The organism is Paenibacillus sp. FSL H7-0326 (genome assembly GCF_001955535.1).
Taxonomy (GTDB): domain Bacteria; phylum Bacillota; class Bacilli; order Paenibacillales; family Paenibacillaceae; genus Paenibacillus; species Paenibacillus shunpengii.
Genome location: NZ_MPVN01000001.1, coordinates 126,342 through 150,488, shown reverse-complemented (window position 1 = coordinate 150,488; position 24,147 = coordinate 126,342). Strand labels below are relative to the sequence as shown.

15 protein-coding genes are annotated in these 24,147 nt (G+C 44.4%); 14 read left to right on the top strand and 1 reads right to left on the bottom strand.

Annotation, left to right across the window (positions count from 1 at the left end):
- The first annotated feature begins 251 nt into the window (after positions 1-251).
- The 12 genes from BK126_RS00665 (at position 252) to BK126_RS00610 (ending at position 18,671) form a co-directional block, all read left to right on the top strand.
- Complete coding sequence (locus tag BK126_RS00665; protein WP_076310828.1) at positions 252-1,778, top strand: response regulator transcription factor; 1,527 nt, start codon at positions 252-254, stop codon at positions 1,776-1,778.
- A gap of 46 nt (positions 1,779-1,824) precedes the next feature.
- Positions 1,825-3,648 carry a sensor histidine kinase gene (locus tag BK126_RS00660; protein ID WP_076310827.1) on the top strand — a complete coding sequence of 608 codons (1,824 nt, stop codon included), beginning with the start codon at positions 1,825-1,827 and terminating at the stop codon, positions 3,646-3,648.
- Entirely contained in the window at positions 3,638-5,197 is a 1,560-nt protein-coding gene (locus BK126_RS00655) for a response regulator transcription factor (RefSeq protein ID WP_076310826.1), read from the top strand. Before BK126_RS00660 ends, BK126_RS00655 begins: the two co-directional genes overlap by 11 nt.
- A gap of 139 nt (positions 5,198-5,336) precedes the next feature.
- Complete coding sequence (locus tag BK126_RS00650) at positions 5,337-7,007, top strand: ABC transporter substrate-binding protein (RefSeq protein WP_076310825.1); 1,671 nt, start codon at positions 5,337-5,339, stop codon at positions 7,005-7,007.
- A 143-nt stretch (positions 7,008-7,150) separates the two neighbouring features.
- Positions 7,151-8,116 carry an ABC transporter permease gene (locus tag BK126_RS00645; protein ID WP_076310824.1) on the top strand — a complete coding sequence of 322 codons (966 nt, stop codon included), beginning with the start codon at positions 7,151-7,153 and terminating at the stop codon, positions 8,114-8,116.
- Positions 8,117-8,229: 113 nt separating this feature from the next.
- Positions 8,230-9,069 carry a carbohydrate ABC transporter permease gene (locus BK126_RS00640; protein WP_371264526.1) on the top strand — a complete coding sequence of 280 codons (840 nt, stop codon included), beginning with the start codon at positions 8,230-8,232 and terminating at the stop codon, positions 9,067-9,069.
- Positions 9,070-10,629: a glycoside hydrolase family 43 protein gene (locus tag BK126_RS00635; RefSeq protein ID WP_076310823.1), complete on the top strand. Its 1,560-nt coding sequence runs from the start codon at positions 9,070-9,072 to the stop codon at positions 10,627-10,629. It begins immediately after the preceding gene.
- Positions 10,630-10,694: 65 nt separating this feature from the next.
- Positions 10,695-11,720, top strand: coding sequence for an endo-1,4-beta-xylanase (locus tag BK126_RS00630; protein WP_179085495.1), 1,026 nt, complete (start codon positions 10,695-10,697; stop codon positions 11,718-11,720).
- A 169-nt stretch (positions 11,721-11,889) separates the two neighbouring features.
- A complete protein-coding gene (locus tag BK126_RS00625) occupies positions 11,890-13,428 on the top strand; it encodes a glycoside hydrolase family 43 protein (protein WP_076310822.1) in 1,539 nt (512 codons plus the stop codon).
- A 131-nt stretch (positions 13,429-13,559) separates the two neighbouring features.
- Positions 13,560-15,239 (top strand): extracellular solute-binding protein, encoded by a 1,680-nt coding sequence (locus tag BK126_RS00620; RefSeq protein ID WP_445321899.1) that lies wholly within the window; start codon positions 13,560-13,562, stop codon positions 15,237-15,239.
- Between the two features lie 55 nt (positions 15,240-15,294).
- The gene (locus BK126_RS00615; protein ID WP_143757646.1) at positions 15,295-17,061 is read left to right on the top strand and encodes a sensor histidine kinase; all 1,767 of its coding nucleotides are present in this window, start codon (positions 15,295-15,297) and stop codon (positions 17,059-17,061) included.
- Positions 17,046-18,671, top strand: coding sequence for a response regulator (locus BK126_RS00610; protein ID WP_076310820.1), 1,626 nt, complete (start codon positions 17,046-17,048; stop codon positions 18,669-18,671). The genes BK126_RS00615 and BK126_RS00610 overlap by 16 nt, the downstream gene beginning before the upstream one ends.
- A gap of 113 nt (positions 18,672-18,784) precedes the next feature.
- Here the strand turns inward: BK126_RS00610 and BK126_RS00605 are convergent, their stop codons facing one another.
- Complete coding sequence (locus BK126_RS00605) at positions 18,785-19,549, bottom strand: helix-turn-helix transcriptional regulator (RefSeq protein WP_076310819.1); 765 nt, start codon at positions 19,547-19,549, stop codon at positions 18,785-18,787.
- 272 nt (positions 19,550-19,821) lie between these two features.
- Here BK126_RS00605 and BK126_RS00600 point away from each other — a divergent pair, with 272 nt between their 5' ends.
- The gene (locus BK126_RS00600) at positions 19,822-21,198 is read left to right on the top strand and encodes an extracellular solute-binding protein (RefSeq protein ID WP_076310818.1); all 1,377 of its coding nucleotides are present in this window, start codon (positions 19,822-19,824) and stop codon (positions 21,196-21,198) included.
- A 31-nt stretch (positions 21,199-21,229) separates the two neighbouring features.
- Positions 21,230-24,127: an extracellular solute-binding protein gene (locus tag BK126_RS00595; RefSeq protein ID WP_076310817.1), complete on the top strand. Its 2,898-nt coding sequence runs from the start codon at positions 21,230-21,232 to the stop codon at positions 24,125-24,127.
- Positions 24,128-24,147: the final 20 nt, after the last annotated feature.

Here is a 24,147-nt window from a genome sequence, read left to right as displayed (position 1 = left end):
GAAACGTTCAGCGTAGAATTAAACCGTGTTAAAAGATAAGGTCAGCCAGTAATAATGGCTGATCTTTTTATATGATTAGGCAGGTGCTTTCCGAAGATAACCTTATTCGTTATAATTGGTAAAGATTTGGACGTTATATAAAGTATTGTTTGTTGTAATTTGGTTAAAAGCTCCTAGATAATTATAAGATACTACTAGCTTAAATGGAGATTGGGATGTAATATTCATTCAATGGTAGGGGGAGATCATGAATGATGGATGTATTGTTGGTAGATGATGAGCCTTGGGTACTCGAAGGTTTGCGAACCATGGTCAATTGGGACAAATATGGTTTTCAAATCTGCGGGGAGGCCGAGAACGGGAATGATGCTTGGGCCAAGATTGAGAATCTTCAACCGGATCTTGTAATCACGGATATTCACATGCCTTCTGTAAGTGGCCTTGAATTAATAGAACGTTCCAAAAAAACAATGGACAGACCGCCCAAATTTGTTATTTTAAGCGGATATGACAGCTTTGAGTATGCTAAAGTAGCGCTGAATCAGCGTGTAGAGGAATATTTGCTCAAGCCGATTGATGAAGTGGAGATTGAAGCCGTATTGGATATAATCGGACGTAAAATTGTGGAGGAGCACGCTTCAGCAGAAGCTCATCATCGTGAGCATGCGTTATATGTAAATTGTTTGTTCAATCGCCTGCTTCAAGGGGATGACAGCAGTGAACTGCAAGACGAAGTGAATCGAACACTACAAATGGAAGGTCATGAGAACATGGCTTGTCTTCTGATTTCAACGGATAACTGTATGGGAGATGTTAAGCAGCACTTACAAAGTTTTGCAGGAACACGATGCTCCATACCTTTTACGGATTCCGAAGGAAATATAGGTTTGTTTGCTGTCGACATTAATAATTCCTTGAAGCGGCTTGAGGAGCTCGGCAGAAATCTGTTTGAGACATATTCTAACTCTGGCGCAATTATCGTGGCGTTTGGATATCAATTAGGTGGAGCAGGCGCCATGCGCTCAGCATATGAAAAAGCTTTATTTGCGCTCAAATGGAAGCGCTATCAATATAAAACCGGTTTTGTTCGCGATCAAGACTTGCCACCGAACGATAGCCTGGCTAAAGTAAATCAACAAGCACTCGCAGACCTTATGGAAGCCATTTTGGCAGGCGAGACGGACAAGGTGGAATTGAAGGTGCAAGCGCTGCTAGCGAATCCCCAATCTGAGCTGACTGTGTCAAATATTGAATACGTTCGGGTTCAATTGATTGCTCTTGAAATGGGCGTTCTCAGGCAGTTGAAGGAACTGGAGGGGAATGTAGACGCCTTTATACAGCATGTTCAGAATGAGGCAGGTGACATCACGGGGATTAACTCATTTCCTAGGTTTCTGGAGTACGGTCTAATGTTAAGCCGCACGGCTGTGAAGGAGATTCAGGAACAACGGAAACGAAAGGAATTCAGCACCATTTTTCAAGTAGAGCAGTATGTCAATCAGGAATTTCGAGAGAATTTGCGGCTCCAGGAGCTAGCACAGAAATTTCATATGAACGCCAACTATTTAGGGCAAGCATTTAGACAGCAGACGGGCAAGAGTTTTCGGGAGTATTTAAATGATAAGCGAATTGATGAGGCAAAACGTTTGCTGCGTCAAAGCAGTATGAGCATTGCTGACGTTGCCGTGCATTCGGGTTATCTGAGTACTGATTATTTTATAAGTCAGTTCAAGCGAATGACTGGAATGGCACCATCGCAATATAGAAAACTACAATAGGATATTAGAAGGTTATGAAGCATGACTGAAGGACGGCGATATAAACATGTTCAGAAAATTCAGGTTTCGCAGCTTTGTGAATGATATTCCTTTAAATTACAAATTTATGCTGATTTATGTCATCGGAATTTTACTTCCCATTCTTGCCAGCTATTACTTGTTCATGGATCGTATGTCAGAGCTGATTAAGGAACGGGAGGAGCATAATTTGCAAATATCATTGGAAAGGGCAAGGAAGGACATTCATACGATGATTGACTGCGGTATTGCTGTCAGTCATGCCTTAATTACGGACAAGCTGCTGTCGGAATCCATGGATCGGGTCTACGATGGGCAGCTAGATTTCTACAGCACATTTGATGATCTGCTTCGCCACCGGGTGACCTCCTATATTCCGACCAATAATCAAATTCAGCGCATTGGCATCTACACGGATAATCCAACTATTGTACCAGGCGGTGACTATTATGTTCTGGATGGTACAATGCGCTCAAGTACTTGGTATAAGCAGTGGGAAGCAGCGGATAAATCTCTAAAAGTACTCGCATATCGCGATCAGGCAGCCAATAACCGTGCTGCTACCGCTTCGTATTTAAGCATCATTGAAAAAATGGACTATTATTACGCGCACAATTCTTACAAGAAGCTGGTACGCATTGATTTCTACCTTAGTCGTTTCTATGACGTGCTTGCAAGAGAAAAAAGTTCACTGGAACTGTATCTAGTTAATGACTTGAATCAAATCATTGTGTCTGCAGATGACAAATATCATGGCGAGGTGGATAACGACTATGCGTTGTTTGATATAAGTAATCTGGAAGAAAAAGACATACATATTGTTCCGATAGGCAAAGCCAGCTATGTAAAAGGCTGGAAGTTAATTGGTGTGCCTCAGGAAACGCGTGTTAAACAAGCTATGTTATCTATGCAGCTCTATTTTGGAATGCTAGCGGGAATTATTACCCTTGTGACTTCTATTTTCATTTATATTATGCTCCGTTCCTATAATTATCGGGTGAAGCGACTATCAAGGCACATGCGAAAAGTGGGGAATGAGAAATTTGAGCTGATTAATATAGACGGCGGGCAAGACGAGATTGGTCATTTGATTCGCAATTTCAATATGATGACTGCTCAAATTAAGTCATTAATCAACGATGTATACAAGCTTGAAATTCAGCAACGAAGCCAAGAGACTGAGCGCATCCGGGCTGAACTTAATTTGCTGCAAAGTCAGATGAACCCTCACTTTTTATTCAATACGTTGAATGCACTCCTTGTGGTTAGTACCAAAAATAATTATGTGGAGGTCAAGGATATTATTAAGGATCTGTCCAAGCTGCTTCGTCGTCTACTGAATTGGAAGGACGATGTGGTCACGCTGGAGGAGGAAATGAGCTTTACAATCATGTACTTGGGGATTGAGAAATTTCGTTTCCGGGATAAATTTGAATACTACATTGATATCAGCGATGAGGCAAAACTTTATAAAATACCGAAAATGAGTATACAACAACTGGCAGAGAACGCTTGTAAACACGGTATACAAGCGATAGAAGGACTTGGCTGTGTGAAGATCCGAGCGGATATCGTAAGTGACCATCTTCGTGTCGTTGTATTCGACAATGGCAGGGGTATGGACAAAGAGCGGCTGCAAGAAGTTCTATATCATATGCGGAGTGAGGAAGAGAGCGGAGGCTACAATATTGGGCTGCGTAATGTATATCGTCGCCTCGAATTGTACTATGACGATAAAGTGAAATTTAATCTGGTAAGCAGGATCGGGGAAGGGACCGAGGTGTCCTTTGAAATTCCATTGCAGCTGCTGGAACGTCGGTTAGAAAAAGGAGGCTTTGACGATGGAATTTAAAGTGCTGTTAATTGACGATGAGCCTTTGGCTCTTGAAGGCCTGCAGTTATTAATTCCATGGGAAAATCTTGGCTTCGAGGTGTGTGGGGTCTGCACAAATGGAGCCGAAGGTTTGAAACAATTGGAGGAGCTGAGGCCAGATCTTGTGATGGTCGATATACACATGCCCGTTATGGATGGCCTGGAGATGATTGAGGAATGGAGACGCAGAGGTCATCAGTCAACCAAATTCATCATTCTTACAGGATACAGCGATTTTCATTATGCTCGAAAGGCGCTAAAATACAGAGTTTCCCGTTATTTGCTAAAACCGCTTGATGAGGAACAGGCGGAGCAGGAGATCCGTCAAATGGGACAGGAACTGATGAAGGAGCAGAAACAGCACTATATTGGCCAGGTCGCTCGGAGAGAGCAGGAACATTTGATGCTGAAGAAAGCGCTGATCGGTGAAGAGTTATCTTCAGAGGAAACTTCTTTGCTTGAGTCTCTATCACAGTCATCAGATCTATGGAACGTATGCCTGATTCAAGGGTCTTGGGAAGATTATGCGCGGTGGAGCAATATTGCTGAGGAGTGCTTGAACGGATCTAAAGCCATGTATATGATTCGCTTGCAGTATAATCTGGTTTCCATCGTATATGAGGATGTTGACCTTAAAGTCCTGGTTACAGGAGACACTGTTCAAAAGCGATTGGAGGAACTGGCTCGCCGTCTGGCGGGCTTTCGTGTATTTATGGCGATGGGAGAAGCCGAATCCTCTCTCACTCGTATCAGCCATTCCCGAGCTGCAGCAGAGAAAGCACTTCTGCATGCTTTTTATGGAGCGGATAAGACCTTAATTATGGATTATAACGAGCTCAAGGATGTTGCATTTCAATGGCATTACGATCAGGTGCAGCTACTGGAAAAAATACTTCGAGCGTTTCAGCTTATTGATCATTCCGCTTACCAGTCCGTTGTGGTGCTTATTGAACAATCCTTTCGCAAGCTGCGGGTTCACCCGGACGAGGCCCGTAAATTTGTAATATACGTGCTTCATGAAATTCGAGCATACATGGGGGTTCAACTAGGAGAGGATGCAGGATCACCTTCCAGCCTTCTGTTCGACATTCCAAATCTAGATGAAGTTCTGCTGACCTTCAACGATTTGATTGTAATGCTTCAATCGTGCGGAAGAGTCTGCTTCGAGCTTTTACTTAAGGAGAACGCGTACGAAGCACAAGGAATCGTACAAGATATTAATGATTATATACATGCGCATTACCGAGAGGGATTAACGATTAAGAAGCTGGCGGAACATTTCTTTATGCACCCTGCCTATTTAGGCCAATTACTGATACGTAAAAATGGAATCGGCTTTAATGAACTGCTTCATAATCTGCGAATTAAGGAAGCCTGCCGGCTGCTACAGACGAATCAGTATAAAAATAGCGAGGTCTCGGAAAAGGTTGGTTACTCCAGCTATCATCATTTTCTAAAGCATTTCGAGAAACGACTGGGTACGTCGCCTAATGAATATAAGAAAAACATCTCCAATGAGCTTCATTGAAACTTACACCAGAAGACCTGAGCTTTTCTCGGAAATAGCTTTAATTCGAATATAGTTTCTTAATAGCGATAATTTTATAATGAAATTGTTCAATTGAAAGGGCTTACATTAAAGCAGGATCAAACTTTGGAGGTGCTTTATGGGGGACAGTAAAAAGAGATTTTTCCGCGCAGGAGCAACATTGTTGCTGTCATTGAGCGTTGTGCTGGCCGGATGTTCTGGCGGTGCAAACGAATCAGAGAGCGGAGGGGAAGGCAGTGAGGTGGGGCCCGACAATCCGATAGAAATCTCGGTATTTCTAAACGAGGCAGGGCAGCAGCCAACCGCTGATAACAAGATCTATAAGAAAATGAAGGAAGAGCTGGGCGTATCATTCAAATTTGAATTTTTGGCTGGTGATAAGAACCAAAAGCTTGGCGTTATGATTGCCGGTGGAGATTATCCAGATCTGATCTCTGCGGATACCAAGCTTACAGCAGCAGGTTCTGTCATTCCGCTTGAAGATCTGATTGAGGAACACGCACCTAATTTGAAAAAGCATTACGAAAAGTACTGGAATCAAATGAAGGATCCAAATGACGGACATATCTATTACCTGCCTAACTACGGTGCATACAACGGTGAAGTGGCGGACACCTACTACAGCGGACCAGCCTTTTGGATTCAAAAAGCGGTTCTGAAGGAATTTGGTTATCCTACTCCGAAAACGCTGGACGAATATTTTGATTTGATCGCAAAATACAAAGAGAAATATCCGACCATTGATGGCCAGCCGACAATCGGTTTTGAGGTTCTCAACTATGATTGGAAGAACTGGGGCTTGCTGAATCCGCCGCAGCATCTAATCGGTCATCCGAATGATGGCGGTGTGGTAGTAAAAGACGGTAAAGCAGAAATTTTTGCTGACAAGGATTATGCTAAAGACTACTATCAGAAGCTAAATGAAATCAATGCACAAGGCTTGCTTGATAAGGAAGCGTTTGCGCAGAACTATGATCAGTATATGGCCAAACTGTCCAGCGGAGCTGTGCTTGGTATGTTTGATCAACACTGGAACTTTGGCAGCGCAGAAGATTCACTTATCACGCAAGGCAAAATTGAGCGTACTTATGTGGGCTTCCCGCTGGTTTATGATAGCAGTATAAAAGACTATTATCGTGACCGCGCAGCTCTAAACCTGAATAATGGTTTTGGTATTACAGTGAGTGCCAAAGACCCTGTCAAAATTATCAAAGTGCTCGATAAGCTTATGGAAGAAGAATGGCAAAAAACACTGACATGGGGTATCGAAGGCGAGGACTATTACGTCAATGATGATGGACGCTTCATGAAGACGCAGGAACAGCGTGACAACGCAGCTGATGCTACATGGAAACTGGCCAATAAAGCAGACGCATTCTATGCAACTGCACCGAAGCTGGAAGGATACTTCAGCGATGGTAATGCAACCTCGGCAAGTAATCAGCCAGAAGAATATCAAGCCAGTCTGAGACCGTTTGACAAGGAAGTTTTAGATGCTTACGGATTCAACAGCTATGTGGATTTCTTCAGTGATCCGCCAGAGAATCCAATCTATTACCCGGCATGGTCTGTTGACCTTGTTGAAGGTTCTCCAGCTAAGATTGCGAACACAAAGCTGAATGAATTGTCTACCAAATATTTGCCAAGAGCGATTTTGGCCAATACATCAGAATTTGATAATGTTTGGAATGAATACGTTTCCGAGATACAGAAGCTCGATATCAAGACATATGAAGACCGCATCAATGAAGTGTTGAAATGGAGAATTGAGAACTGGTCAGTGAAGTAAACGAAATATCGTCAGGAAGGAAGTTATTCTTCCTTCCTGATTTTGTTAGGAAATACGGTTATAAGCCGTTGTTGACATCATAGTAGATAAATTGTCCTTTCATTCTTCGATCAATTATAAAGATGGGTAGGGAGCTTGATATTATGGAGGAAATTGTAGTGGGAACCGATCCGCACAACCCGAAGAAAAAACGGAAGATTAGGAAAATGACCTGGCAGAACATTAAAGCACAGAGACAGCTAATATGGATGTCTGTTCCTCTGCTTGCTTACATTATCACCTTTGCTTATGTGCCGATTTGGGGCTGGACGATGGCTTTTCAGGATTATAAGCCTGCTAGAAGCTTTTCACAGCAAACCTGGGTAGGGTTTAAGCACTTTGAGTTTTTGTTTACAGATGATAATTTCTTGCGTGTGCTTCGAAATACGCTAGCCATGAGTATTATCAACTTAATTTTAGGCTTTGTTACTGCGATTATTCTGGCACTTCTTCTTAATGAGATCAAAAAGGTCATGTGGAAGCGTACAGTACAGACAATTTCTTATTTGCCCCATTTCCTATCATGGATCATTGTTACGGGCATTGTGGCAACATCACTCGCTTCTGATGGCATTGTCAACGATATATTAATGAAGCTGAACTTAATAAATGAGCCCATACTATGGCTGACGGAAGGAAAGTATTTCTGGGGCGTTGTTGCGGGTTCACATATTTGGAAAGAAGTCGGTTGGAACACAATTATCTATTTGGCAGCTATCGCATCCATTGATCCAGCGTTATATGAAGCATCCGATATTGATGGAGCAAATCGCTACCAAAAAATGTGGAATATCACTTTGCCGGGTATTAAGCCTACGATCGTCATTCTGTTAATTATGCAAACGGGTCATATTCTTGAAGCAGGATTTGAGGTTCAATACCTGTTAGGTAATGGATTGGTTGTAGACTGGTCTGAAACGATCGACATCTTTGTACTTAAATACGGCATTGCACAAGGCAACTACTCATTAGCGACTGCTGGAGGAATATTCAAGACCGTAGTCAGCATTACAATCCTGCTCTTAGCGAATTGGACCGCCAAGCGGCTTGGGGAAGAGAGGCTGTTATAATCATGAAAAAAACACCATTGTCTGGTTCAGGAAATACGATACCTCTTTCTGTCCGTCGTCCGGGTAGCAGGGGAATCGAACCGCTTTTGTTCAATACTTTCAATACTATCTTTATGATTATGCTGGTTATGGTTACATTGTACCCATTCCTGAACACGGTTGTCGTTTCATTTAATGCAGGGAACGACACAATTCGCGGTGGTCTATATTTATGGCCTCGTGAATTCACGCTGCAGAACTACAAAGCTGTGTTTGCATCAGGTACAATCTACAATGCTTTTCTTATTTCAGTTGCTCGTACGGTTCTTTCAACTGTGCTTAATATTTTCTTAACCTCTATGCTGGCTTACACGCTGAGTCGCCGTGAGTATGTTTTCCGTAAACCAATTACGACCATTTTTGTTCTGACCATGTACTTCAATGCAGGGCTCATCCCAGGATACTTCCTGATTAAGGACCTGAATTTGATTAATTCTTTCTGGGTGTATGTCTTGCCTTCAATGGTCAGTGCGTTCAACTTGATCGTTATCCGTACTTATATATACACCATCCCTGAAAGTTTGATTGAATCAGCGAAAATAGATGGTGCGGGAGACTTTAAGATTTTCTGGAGAATTATATTCCCATTGTGTAAACCGGTTCTCGCAACCATTGCACTCTTCGTCGCAGTTGGTGCTTGGAACTCCTGGTTTGATGCTTTTCTCTATACTTCTTCCGTTCAAGAGCTGAGCACACTCCAATATGAGTTAATGAAGCTGTTATCCTCAAGTATGAATGCTAACAGTAATCCTTCAGTAGCGAATGGTATAGGGATGGAGCATGCAACCCAGGTAACGCCGATTTCGATTCGGGCTGCAATTACGATTGTTGCTTCGGTGCCGATCTTGTTCGTATATCCGTTCATGCAAAAACACTTTGTCGTTGGACTAAATGTCGGGAGCGTGAAAGAATAAATGCCACAACTTCAATCACAAACAATCCGCTACGCCAATCCGATCCTTCCCGGTTTTTATCCGGATCCAAGTATCGTGAAGGCGGAAGATTATTTTTATCTTGTGTGTAGTTCGTTCGAGTATTTCCCCGGAGTGCCGATTTTTCGAAGCCGGGATCTGATCCATTGGGAACAAATCGGTAACGTTCTTGATCGAGTCAGCCAGCTTGATTTGACCGATCAAAAGAGCTCGGACGGAATCTATGCCCCTGCAATTCGTTACAACAAAGGCACATTTTATATGATTACGACAGATGTAAGAGGTATCGGTAATTTCTACGTTACAGCTAAGAACCCAGCCGGACCGTGGTCTGATCCAATCCGTATCCCTTATGGCGGTATTGATCCATCCTTGTTTTTTGATGATGATGGCAAAGTATATGTAACAGCCCAGCAAGGAGCGGATTACGATTCCCACGCCATTCAGTACGAGATCAATATTGAGACGGGAGAAGCACTTTCCTCACCTCAAGTTGTTTGGCATGGGGATGGTGGACCATGGACTGAAGGGCCGCATCTGTACAAAATTAACGGAAAGTATTATATGATGTCTGCATCCGGTGGAACGGCTAAGGAGCACCGCGAAATCATCGGGAGAAGCGATCATCCTTATGGTCCGTTCGAACGCTATCCTGAGCCAATTCTAACCCACCGCAATCTGGATCATCCCATCCAGTATCTAGGACATGCCGACCTAGTGGAGGATCATCATGGCGACTGGTGGGCGGTATTCCTTGGCGTTCGATTGACCGAAGACGGATACAGTGTGCTCGGGCGGGAAACGTTTCTTGCACCGGTCATTTGGAATGATGGCTGGCCGCACATTGATAACAATGAAGGAACGGTAAGTCTGGACATGGTCGTTCAGCGCTTGCCGATGACTGAGCCTTCGGAACCGGAGATCCAATCAGCGATCACGCAGGGCCGGGACGACTTTGATGAAGAGCTAGGGCCACATTGGATGTCCGTGCGTAACCCGTCAGAAGGAACCTGTTCTCTTTCGGAAAAGCCAGGTTTTCTTACTCTCTATGGCCAAGAGGCAAGTCTCAGTGATGTTGGACAAATTACTTTTGTCGGACGAAGACAGCAGCATCTTCAGGCCACATTTAAAGCTTCGATGTCGTTCAGTCCGGCTGCCGATGGTGAAGAGGCAGGTCTGTGTATTCGTCGGGATGAGGATGCGCATTATGAGCTTGGCATTAGACAGTCCGAAGGTCGAAGAATGATTTTTGCCCGACTGACGGTACGTGGAGAGTCACAATGCGTGCATGAGAGCGAGACTGAAATGGAGGAGCTAGTACTCCAAATCAAGTCAACAGAAAATGGATACCAGCTATCTTGCTCGGCAGACGGAATGAACTGGATGGACTTGGGTGCTGGCTCTGCTCGTGCAATATCTCCGGAGGACTTTGTGCATAAGATGTGCTTCACTGGCGCAGTAGTCGGGCTATATGCCACTGGTAATGGTCAGGTAAGCCGCACCCCTGCATATTTTGACTGGTTCGAGTATGGGATAATCTAGCACTTAGGCGTTAGTGCAGGGAAGCTGGGATGGTGAATTCATTCAGCAATATACGGAGGGGAATCATGGACACTTATCGAGAAGAGGTACCATTAAAGACACTGTACAAGGATGCTTTCCACATTGGAGCTGCAGTGAATCCGAGAACAATCGAGAGCCAGCGTTCATTACTGAAATACCACTTTAACAGCTTAACAGCAGAGAATGAAATGAAATTCTCTAGTGTGCATCCACAGGAGGATCTGTACACGTTCGAGAATGCAGACATCATAGCGGCATTCGCGAGAGAACAGGGCATGGCGCTTCGCGGCCATACGTTAGTCTGGCATAACCAGACGCCAGATTGGCTGTTCGAGAACGAATCAGGTGGTCTGGTAGAGAGTGATGTGTTGATGGAAAGACTTCGCTCTCACATTCAGACTGTAGTTGGCAGGTATAAGGACGTCATTTATTGTTGGGATGTCGTTAATGAAGTGATATCTGATGATGAGAAGGATGAGAGCGCATATCTGCGGTCTTCCAGATGGCTCGATATCGCTGGAGAGAGCTTCATTGCAAAAGCGTTCGAATTCGCTCATGAAGCAGATCCAAAAGCCCTGTTATTCTACAACGACTATAACGAGTCCAATCCGCATAAGCGGGAACGCATCTATCGACTCGTTCGTTCGCTGCTGGATCAAGGCGTGCCGATTCATGGGATCGGTTTGCAGGCACATTGGAATTTGTACGCCCCGTCTCTGGACGATATTCGTTCCGCAATTGAACGGTATGCACAGCTCGGGCTGCAGCTGCAGCTTACTGAACTCGATGTGTCTGTATTTCGCTTCGAAGACAGACGTACGGATCTGGTTCATCCAACGAAGGACATGTTAGAGCTGCAGGCAGAGAGATACGAATCCATTTTCCGTCTGCTTCATGAATATCGCGAACACATCAGTGCCGTGACATTTTGGGGGGCAGCTGATAATTATACCTGGCTGGATGATTTCCCTGTCCAGGGACGGAAAAACTGGCCGTTCTTGTTCGATGAGAAGCAGCGTCCCAAAGAAGCCTATCAGCGTGTTGCGGGAATAGTTGCGCCCATGAACTGATCAAGAAATATGTAACCTAAACAAGCATTGAGTTACGCATCATAGAAAAATATAACCTTCTCTGCCATGGCGATACGAGCAGAGAAGGTTATTGTTTATTGGAGCACTTGTTTTTGGCCAACGTCAAGTAGATTTCAATATTTAGAATAAAATGAGGTGTTATGAAAGTATGTATTCGAATCCAATTATATGGGCTGACTACCCTGATCCTGACGTAATTCGCGTAGAAGATACGTATTACATGGTGAGTACAACCATGCATATGATGCCAGGCTGCGTTATCCTTCGATCGTATGACCTGATCCATTGGGAGGTAGCAACGCATGTATACGACGAACTGGACAGCACTCCCGCACAGCGGCTCCAGAACGGTCAACATATTTATGGCAAAGGCATGTGGGCCGCATCCCTCAGGTATCATCAAGGAAAGTTCTACGTCATCTTTGTCGCTAATGATACTCGAAAGACATATTTGTACACCTCTACATCCATATCTGGCCCTTGGAAGAAACAATATGTGGATGGTTTTTATCATGACTGCTCCTTGTTTTTTGACGAAGATGACCGGATTTATCTTGTGCACGGCAATGCCGAGATCTATCTGACCGAATTAAAAGCTGATCTGAGTGGACCTAAGCCAGACGGGATACAGCGCCTCATTGTAAAAGAAAAGCAGCCTTATCACCTCGGTTATGAAGGGGCTCATTTTTATAAGATCAATGGGAAATATTACGTGTTTTTAATTCACATAACGAAGGCGACGGGACGGAGGACACAGGCCTATTATATGGCAGACTCTCTGGAAGGGAGCTTTTCTGGTGGAGACGTATTCAATGATGATATGGGGTACTTCAATTCCGGTATAGCACAAGGAGGGATCGTAGATACACCAGATGGTGACTGGTATTCAATGCTGTTTCAGGATCATGGAGCTGTTGGCCGTATCCCTGTATTGGTGCCACTTCGTTTTAATAACGGTGTTCCAGAGTTTGCAAGCGAAGCTCCGAAGCTAGTAGATATCCAGAGCACCAGACCAGAGCATTGTTACAAGCCTTTGATAGGAAGCGATTCATTTCATTATGTTACTGGTGAGGATGGGAGAATACGACTTCGTGATTATTGGCAATGGAATCATACGCCGAATGAGAACCTCTGGTCTGTAACGGATTCACCGGGAGTTTATCGGGTCTGGACTGGCCAGATCAGTCCGAATCTGACGTTTGCCGTAAATACACTGACTCAGCGTTCAATGGGGCCTGCTTGTGAAGCAGCCGTCACACTTGATGGGAGCGGTCTGAATAACGGGGATTACGCTGGGATATGCTTCCTGATCGGTACATACGGTATGATCGCCCTTACGAAGAAGGAAGACCAATTTTACTTGGTCATGCATGCTAGAAGCAGTGAGGACTCAAGTATATTCGGCAATTTGATTGATCAGAATCCTGCCACCGAGTATGCACGTATTCCAATAGCTGATCCAGTGGTTACATTAAAAGCCTATGGTCATTTTGTAGATAATCAAGACGAATGCTCTTTTGCCTACTTGGATGGGACGGAGTGGAGACCCTTAGGCATTACCCACAAAATGATTTACAAGCTGGATCATTTTATGGGCTGCCGGATTGGTTTGTTTATCTATTCAACAGAGGTAATTGGGGGCAGAGCAGACTTTTCAAATTTTGAATACAGCGTAATCATGCCGTAAGTTCATGAGCGCAGGATTCTATCCCGAATGATGATTTTGGGACGTACTCAATAGGTGTAAGTTGTTGTACAATGTAGATGATGCAGCATAGTGAAATGGTCATTCCGACAGAATTTGGGGGGAATGTCGTCTTGAATAGGAGATGGAAGGATATAGCTGGAAGAATCTTTATTCTCTTTCTGGTTCTGTGCATTCCAGCAAATCACAACGGGAGGAGTATAGAACAACACAGTTCACAGTCAGATGTACCGGAAATTCTAGAATCTGATGGATTAGAAAAGTACGCTCCTCCCATCGAGGTTTCATTTGTCAGAGAAATGGAAGATGAACTTCAACAAATGATTAGTGAGCTGCCTGGTGAGACATTGCTGGATAATCGCTGGACTCGTTTGTACGAGGAAGAATTAGGGATTCGTATTCGCTATGACTGGATTGCAAGCGGAGATGTATACAATCAGAAGCTTGGAGTCTCCCTCGCCTCTGGGCGTTTCCCGGACGTGGTCAAAGTCAATCCTTATCAGCTAAGGCAATTAAGCAACGCCGGTTTGATAGAAGACTTGACTGAAGTGTATCAGAGGTATGCTTCTCCGCTTACGAAAGATATATTGGAAGCCGAGGGAAGTGGAGCATTAAACGCTGCCACCATTGACGGTAAACTTATGGCGATTCCAGAATCATCTTCATCCATTGAAACTGCGCAATACTTGTGGATTAGAACGGACTGGCTAAATCGTTTAGGCTTGCAGCCACCTGAAACCATGGAAGACGTACTCCTAATATCGAAAGCGTTTACAGAACTTGATCCTGACGAAAATGGAGAGCAGGATACGTATGGCTTGGCGCTGACGAATCATTTATGGGATCCTGTCATGGGGGCTGAGGGCTTCATAGCCGGATATGGGGCTTTTCCAAATATATGGATTAAAGATTCACAAGGCAATCTTGTTTATGGCGGGATACAACCGGAAGTTCGCGAAGCTCTATTAGCATTGCAGACTATGTATCTTGAAGGTCAACTGGATCCGGATTTCGGATACAAAAATGGAAGCAAGGAGCTGCGTCTGATTGAGGATGGCAAAATCGGCATGCTCTATGGGGAACAATGGACTTCTTTTATGCTTCAGAGCAGCCGGAGTACAGATACAAGTGCTGAATGGCAGGCTTATCCCATAGTAGCGGAATCCGGAAGGAGTCTCTTCGTTCCGCTTCGATCTAATACAGGGCAATACTTTGCCGTAAGAAAAGGATTCTCTAATCCAGAAGCGGTGGTGAAGATGATGAATCTTCATCTCGACACGAATTGGGGCGAACATGCAGAGTATGAGACCTACTACAACGATGATTCCCGAGCGGTATGGAAGTTATCTCCGGTAACTCCATTCCCTGGAAACAAAAATATCGATGCATACAAGCAAATTCGTGATGCCAGAATTACAGGAGATTTCACAGGCCTAAAGGATGAAGCTCTTGTAATTCACAAGCGAATTGCTGCCTACGATTCGAAGGGTGTAGATAGCGGCTGGGGATGGAAACAAACTTACGGGCCTTCCGGTGCTTTTAGCATAGCAGATTCGTACGAGAAGAACGATCAACTACTGTATGATCAGTTCACAGGGGGAGTGACAGATACGATGATTGATCGGCAGATTATACTCCGTGACCTTCAGCTTGAGGCCTATATGAACATTATTCTCGGAAGGCCCATAGAAGAGTTTGATCGGTTTGTAGAGAACTGGCTCCAATTGGGGGGAGATCAGATCACGGCGGAAGTTAACTCATGGTTCGGAACCCATGTGACTCAGGAGCCTTAAGCACATTTGATATCATATTCATACGAAGAAATATTCCTACAATTTTGCATTGGATGTGAATGCATTGAAAATACCTGCTGAATCAAGGTTTAGCAGTATATTCACACGATTAGTCATCACTTACCTGGCTTTCGTACTCCCACTTATTCTTCTAGGCGTGTACCTGTATAACTGGAGCTATGATAATGCTAGCCAGGAAATATCCTTATCCGCAGAAAGAGGATTAAACCAGTATGTCGTCGAGTTGAAGAGGGAAATGGAATGGATCGAGCTCCAGCAATTTAATATTGCTGAAGATCGTAAACTTAATACGCTCGCGATTCTATGGGATATAATGGATCAGGTGGAACGACGTGACACGTTGAATTACTTAACGGAACGACTGGCGGCTTTTAAGAACAGCAGTGCTTACATCAAAAATGTTAATATTCATATCCCTGCAGTCGGTAAGAGCATCTCATCCACTATGGGAGTCGATGAATTCAATGAGAGTTCGTATAAATACTTCAGTTCAGGCAAGCAGGGAAAAGGTACACGATTCACCATAAAAGATGACACGATGAATTTAAGTGCCGTTCGGTTATCAGGTATGAAAAGTGAACCAGCGTTGTTTGTGATACAAGTGGAGCTGGATACAGAGCAGTTCCAGAACGAACTATCTAGGCTTAATTTGTACCCTGAGAGCGTTACATTTCTGGTTGAGGACAAAACGGGACATGCCATTACAGATAAGCAGCCAAACAGCGATGTGATTCTTTCAAATTACCGAGAGCATCGTGCCAAGGCCTCAGCTGACGATGATTGGATGAAAGTGGATGAAAAAAGGTATAAAGTTACTCAGTTCCATCTGGAGTCTCTCGGCCTGTCCGTGGCTTCGTATTTACCGGAAGAGATTGTAACCAGACCCCTAAGCAAGTTCTATCATTGGGCCTGGTTGTTTGCAATAACGTCAATTGTTGCGATCACAGCTTTTCTCTATTCAAGCTACAAGCTAATACACATCCCTTTGCTTCTTTTGGTCAAAAGATTTAAAAAAATGGAGACAGGTGTGCTTGATATTCCCATCGTACACCATCGTAAAGACGAGTTTGGCTTCCTCTACTCCCGATTCAATCAGATGATAGAAAATCTCCAATTGTTAATTGACCGGGATTTTAAAAAAACAATGATGATGCAGCGTGCGGAGTTAAAACAGCTTCAATCGCAAATCAATCCTCATTTTCTATACAATAGCTTCTTTATCCTTAATTCGCTCGCAAGAACAGGGGAAACAGAGCGTATTGAAGAGTTTACTAACATGCTTGGGGAATATTTCAGATTCATTACCCGGAACGGGACAGACCATGTTAGGTTGAAAGAAGAAGTAGAGCATTCAAGAATATATACCGAAATCCAGCAGTTGAGGTTTTCCAGGCGGATTAAGGTTGATTTTGGACCCTTACCGCTTGAGATGGAACATATTCTGGTGCCGAGGCTTATCATACAGCCCATTATTGAAAACGCCTATGAGCACAGCCTTGAAAAGAAAACGACCATGGGTCTTCTTATCGTTCACTTTCACCTCAAAGATGAATATGCCGAGATTACGGTGGAAGACAACGGGAGTGAAATGGATGATGACCATATTCATAGTCTCCAAGAGCGATTAGAACAAGACGATGGCTCAGAGGAAATGACCGGATTAATGAATATCCATAGACGATTAGTACTCACATATGGAAAAGGATGCGGCCTATTCCTAGCAAAAGGTGAGCAGCAGGGGTTGAAAGTCACAATTCGAATCCGAGCGAAGGAAGGGGTTAACGGATGTATCGACTTTTAATTGTGGATGATGAGGAAATTATCACCGATAGTCTTTATGAAACCTTCGCCAGGCTTATGCCAGATCAGCTTGATGTATGCAAGGCGTATTCTGCAGTGGAGGCTTTGAATTGGATGCAGCGCACTCGAATCGATATCATTTTGACGGACATCCGAATGCCGGGTATGAGTGGTCTTGAGCTTACAGAACAAATTCAGAACTATTGGCCGACATGCCGGGTCATTTTTCTGACAGGACATAGTGATTTTGATTATGCCTATCGAGCCCTTCAGCTACCCAATGTACGATACTTGCTCAAAACGGAAGGATATAACAAGGTGATGTCTGTTGTTGAAGAAGTGTTGGTAGAGATTCGTCGAAGTTACAGCATGCTAGACTTGGTTAAACAAACACGTGAAGTTACCTCTCAACTTGCAGTGATCCGGCAGGAGGAATTTCTGCGCAGGCTTCTTCAGGATAGCACCGCTGTTTCAGGTACTTCAAACGATTTGCAAGATGAATTGAATAAGCGGAACCTTGATCTGCAGGCTGCCAGTCCAATATATATGGTCTTGGGTCGATTAAACGCCCCGCTTGAACCGATTTCTGATCTGGAACGAGTTCAAGAATCAGTGCGCATCATTGGATCCTCGTTCATGCAAGAGCATGCTTTGTATGCTAGTGTTACAGACCATTATGGTGATATGATCTGGCTGCTTCAGACGAAACGTGAAGACGGGACGGCGGACAATGCCTTAGTAAAATTCCTTGAGGGTACACTCGAGCTGGTGCAAAATGCATGCATGGCTTCACTTGGCGTATCCATCGCATTTACATTAAGCGGGCGAAGCTGCCGTTTTTCTGAGATCACTAGACAGTATGAACGCTTAAGATTGCTTCAATGGATGAATACAGGCGATGGCATATCCATGGTGCTAACAGACAATCACACAGTGCCTTCAACTGGATTCACAAAAGAACCTCTGCGGATATCGAGCAAGATTGAGCTTATGTCAGGATATTTGGAAACGGGACGTATCCAGCCATTCTATGACATGTTTGAGGAGCTTGCAGGAGAATTGCTGCAGCAGGATATTACGATGGAGCGAGCGATGGAGACTTACTATAATCTAGCGCTGCTAGTACACTCGACGATCCATCGATGGGGAATTCAACAGAATATTGAAGATCAACGAAGCTTACTTCATTTAGGAGAGTTTGCCAGTAGGAAAGATGCAGTGCAGTACTTGTATCATGCAGCTGAAGAATTGGTTCATTTCAAGAGATCGAATGAACAGGAAGGTGCAAATGTTGCGATCCGTTCCTTGTGCAGTTACATTGAGGAGAATCTTGAAAAAGACCTCTCACTTGTGAGACTGGCTGAGCTTCATCATTTTAACCCCTCCTACTTGTCACGATTGTTTAAGCAAGAGAAGGGGACAAACTTGTCTGAGTTTATTGACGACTGTCGAATTAGAAGAGCGAAGGAACTGCTTCAGAATACGGATCTTATGATACGTGAAATTGCGATCAGGGTGGGTTATGAGGCAGCTCATTCTTTTACCCGGCTCTTCAAGAAACTAACGGGCATGACCCCTCAGGAGTATCGTGAATCACTGTTAATACGCTAAATAAGATTAGTTGAATACCGAGAGCAGCATACATTAATTAATAAAACCACGGGGGCAGACCCTGTGGTTTTTTTTTGATGACGCAGGAGTCCTATAGGAAAGAAGAATTGATTCTAGGCGGTGTGGATCGTTTGTCTTCTATAGGCATTGGGACTTGATCCGGTATATTCTTTAAACTTTTTATAAAACCAATCGAGATCTTTGTAACCTACCTCTAAGGCAATTTCATAATTTCGCAGACGGGTAGATGACAAGAGGAGCTTTGCCTTCTCCATTCGCTGCTGCAGCATGTAATCATTGAAAGACATCTTTTCCTCCAGCTTGAACTTTTGTCCAAGGTATGCACAGTTGAAATGCAGCATGTCGGAGATTTTCTTCAACGTGATGTCATCACATAAATGTTCCCTCACATAGCTCTTGACGACATGTATCACATGACAAGAATCCATTCGCTTCCCTCTCATATCCATAGGGTGAAGAAGAGGTGATGTATTTATTGCATACTCTGTATCCAGCTTGGTTTTAAGCCCATGCAAACTGTGAAGCAGAGAAGTGAGACTGACGGGAAAAGGGAGATAATCATTCACCTGGTAAGTTAATGCTTTACGTACAAGTCTAAAGTGATCCCTTCCCCCGATCAGGAGGATCGGAATTTGACTGATCTTGCGTATGTTATGGCATAACCATAAACCAGCGGTGTCACAACGCTCTGTATGCACGACGATGATAGAATAATCATTCTTCGTTAATGCGTCCAAGGCAGCAGAAGAGGAGAATACACAATCTCTGATTGTATAGTGGAATTGGCTGTGATGTAGAATTTGTTCCAGCTCTTTGTACAAATAACGGCTGTAATCCACAAGTAGAATTTGATGCACGAAGCAATACCTCACTTTCTCTTGAATTAGGTATCCATGGATCAACTGAAATATAGCTTAAAACTATTATGTTAATTAAAGAAAGCGCATACAATATGCATATTTTTGTTGAATAAGCATTTCTTTACCAATTGGAAATTCATTCCTCCCGCTGTTCCGGGTTTAGGACACCTATCTATAATCTGCCAGGATAAACATCTGTATTTCGTCAGGTTGTTTGCGCTTTCATTTAAGAGATAAACTTGAGAGCAAATGATAACAGGGGGAAGACGATGAGAAGAAAAAACTTGCTTAAGTTAATGATTTTGGTATTTGCGGTTATGCTGCTGATTACAGCATGCAGCCCTGCTCCCAGCGCGCAGCCAGAACCGGAGACGAAGACGACTCAAGAAGAACAATCTCCACCTGCAGAACAAACACCTACCGAAGAGGAATCAAAGAACGAAACGTCGACACCAGAGATGGATTTTGACTTGGGGGGAAGGACAATTAAAGTCGTTGCCTGGTGGGATATGCAAATCCCAGATAACAACCCAGATAACATTCAACGGATTGAGAATTTGGAAGCATTAAAGAAGAAGCATAACTTCGAAATTGAATATATTTCGATTGATTTCGGAGAGTATCAAGAGAAAGTGGTCGCTTCACTGATGGCAGGGGAACCGCTCGGCGATATTGTAAGACTGGGCAAAGACTACGCTATACCGGCTTTGACCAAGCAGGATCTGCTGTGGCCGGTGGATGAGTATATCAAAAATGACAAGGTATTTAATCAGAAAACCACTAAGGAGTACATGCAATATGAAGGCAAGGGGTATGGATTTACCGAGGATAAGTCCTCCTTCATCAATGGGATATTCTATAACCGTACATTAATGCAGGAGCTTGGCTTAAAGCCTTTGCAAGAATATGTGGATACAGATGAATGGAACTGGGATACGTTTATCGACGTAGCCAAGCAAGCAAATCAAGATCGAAATAACGATGGCAAGCTCGATACCTGGGGATTGGCACAAACGGGCCTGCTCGAACCGATCCTGTATTCTAATGAAGCTTCTCTGACAAAAGAGGATAAACAGAACCTGGAAGATCCTAAGACAAAAGAGGCATTGAATTTCCTCTCCAAATTGGCAACAGAGAAGGTCGGCAGAGCTTCTGAAGGCGGTGACTGGACAGAGCCCGCCACATTCTTCCGCCAAGGTAATACGCTCATGTATGCAGGTGCCATGTATGAGGTTGAAGGTATTATGACAGATATGCAAGATTATGACATCGGCTTTCTGCCGTTTCCAAAAGGACCTAGCGCTTCGGCCTATCATTCAGGTGAATCACGTTATCAAGCTCTGACCATTCCGAAATCTGTGGAGAATCCGGAACAGTTGATGTACATCTGGGAGAAAATTAATGAAATTGATTCCATTTATGAATACCCTGAACAATCCACACTGGAGACCTATCTGATCGATGAAGCCGATATCAATAATGCGAGAATGGTGGCAGAGGGCATGTTGGTTCTTGACCACAACACCTTCCCATCCTTACCATATTGGGATTTTGATGCAGAGCTCAAAGAAGGTGTATCTGTATCAACCCTGATTGAGAAATACAAGGCACCTTTCCAGGCCGCAATTGATGAGGTATACAAATAACACGCAGTAAGGAAAGGGGATACATTGGAACATGCGGTCACGTAAGAATAAGGGACTCATCGTGGTGCTTGTCCTGGCCCTGGCGCTCTCCATATGGACCCTATATCCATCGCAGGATCGCAGGCCGGGAACGCTACATGCGCTTGAGGATTTTGAAGCGGTATCGGGCAGCGAGGATGAACACAGCTATGAGCATTATCTGACTACCCATGCCAACACGGCCCGACCTGATGAAATGGTTCGCATTGAAGGCGAATCGTATGCTCAGAGTGATGGCGGGGAGTTCGAGGTCGTACAAGGTTATGCCGGCTTGGAGGGCAGCGCCGTAATTACGCCAGAAAGAGGAACCCTTCGCTGGGATGTTCCAGTTCAGGTAAGTGGTCTGTATCACATCCGCATTCATTATTATCCTGTTGAAGGTAAGAGCTCGGGGATCGAACGCAGGCTTGAGATAAACGGAGAAATTCCTTTCAGGGGAGCTGACGCTCTCCTGTTTGACAGAGTATGGGGAAATCGGGAAGAAAACATACGCCAGGATGATCGCGGAAACGATCTCAAACCGAGACAAGTGGAACAGCCTGAATGGCAGCTTGCTTCCTTCAAGGATAGTGCAGGCTACTTCGAGGAGCCATATCAATTTTATTTTGAGAAGGGCAGCCAGCAGTTATCACTTACTTCGTTAAGAGAAAACATGGCCATTGATTATATTGAATTGTACCAGGAAGGGGATGTCCCGTCCTATGAAGAGCTGAAGAAGACCTATGATTCGCTCGGCCTAAAAAAATCGAGCCCCTCCCTTCTGAAGGTACAAGGGGAAGATGCGGTAAGTAAGTCGTCGCCGACGCTTGCGCCCATCTCGGATCGATCTAGTCCTTCGCTTGAGCCATACCACGTATCTAAAATTCGTATGAACGCTATTGGTGGTATGAACTGGAAGCTGCCTGGTGAATGGATCGAGTGGGAAATTGATGTGCCTGAAGACGGGTTGTATCAAATGGCGTTCAAAGTGAAGCAGGATCAATTACGAGGGATCTACGCCACCCGCAGTCTAACAATTAACGGCAAAGTTCCCTTTAAGGAAATGAAGCGCATCAGGTTTAACTATAGCCCAACTTGGCAAACTCACGCGCTGGGTATCGAAGAGGATGAGCCTTATCAGTTCCATCTTGAAAAGGGCAAACATCGAATACGGTTAACGGTCACGCTAGGGGACATTGCTCCGCTGCTTCGAACCGTGGAATCCAGTGTGCTGGAACTGAACGAGATGTATCGCAAAATATTGATGATCACCTCTAATCAGCCGGATCCACTTCGGGATTATCAGTTGGAGCAGCGAATTCCAGAGATGACCGAGGTCTTTGAGCGGCAGGCAGATACCCTTCGCTCGGTTGCAGACTATTTGGAACAGAGTACAGGAGAGCAGAGTGATAAGGTCGCAGTACTAAATGCCATGGTGGTCCAGCTTGAGGATATGGCAGCTAGACCAGAGACGGTACCTAAAAGGCTGGATACGTTCAAAATCAATGTAGGTGGTCTCGGCACCTGGATTTTGATGGTCCGTGAACAACCGATTGCAATCGATTACCTTGTCGTATCACCGCCTGATGAGGAATTACCGGAGGCGGAAGCAACCGCCATTCAACAGGTCAAGCACGAGCTGGGTGCATATATCGCTTCATATACCGAAGATTACGACAGCATTGGCAATGTGGAGCGTAAGAAAGATTCCATCACCGTGTGGATTACGACCGGACGAGATCAAGCACAAGTGCTGAAAGGAATGATCGACGATTCCTTTACCCCGGATACCGATATTTCAGTGCAATTGCGTCTGGTTCCGCCTAACATTTTACTGCCTGCAACACTCGCCGGGGAGGGACCGGACGTAGCCATGCAAATGGGGGAAGACATCCCGGTAAATTATGCAATGAGAAATGCAGCAGCTGATCTAAGTAGGTTTCCGGATTTCGAAGAGATTTCGGGCAGATTTCGCGAAAGCGGCTTAACACCTTACCGCTACAACGAAGGAGTGTATGCACTCCCGGAGCAGCAGCAATTTCCTATGCTCTTCTACCGCAAAGATATTCTAAACGAGCTTGGCCTGGAACCGCCGCAGACGTGGGAGGAGGTATACAACACCATCTCAGTACTGCAAAAGCATAACATGGAGTTCTATCTGCCCATTGATGATACCCTGAACAATGCCAATTTGGTACCGAATGCAACCTTCGCCATGCTCTTATACCAAAATGACGGAACCTTTTATACCGAAGACGAGAAAAAAAGTGCGCTGGATTCGGAAATCTCGATGGATGCTTTTAAACGCTGGACACAGTTCTATACCAATTATAAGTTTCCGCTAAAGGCTGATTTCCCCAACCGTTTTCGTACCGGGGAGATGCCGATAGGAATTGCTGATTACACCACATATAACATGCTTACCGTCATGGCTCCGGAAATACGTAACCTTTGGGACTTTACGATTGTTCCGGGTACACAACTCCCGGATGGTTCGATCAGACATGAGGTAGCGAGTAGTACCAGTGCAGTGATGATGCTTGAAAATGCCGCCAACAAGGAGGCTGCGTGGAAATTTATGAAGTGGTGGACCGATGAAGAGACGCAGATCGAATACGGAAGAGAAATGGAAGGCCTTATGGGGGCTGCTGCCCGTTATCCAACGGCTAACATTAAAGCCTTGGAGCAATTGCCTTGGCCAGTGAAAGATTATCAAAACCTGGAAAAGCAGTGGGAATGGGTGAAGGGTATCCCACAGCTTCCTGGAGGTTATTTTACAGGCCGGCATCTTGACAATGCCTTCCGCAAGGTCGTCAACGCCAGTGAAAATCCACGTGAGGCTTTGTCGGACTATGTACTGTATATCGATGAAGAGATTGAGCTTAAACGCAAGGAATTTAATCTGAAATAGAAGGAAGGGAGGGTAACGGT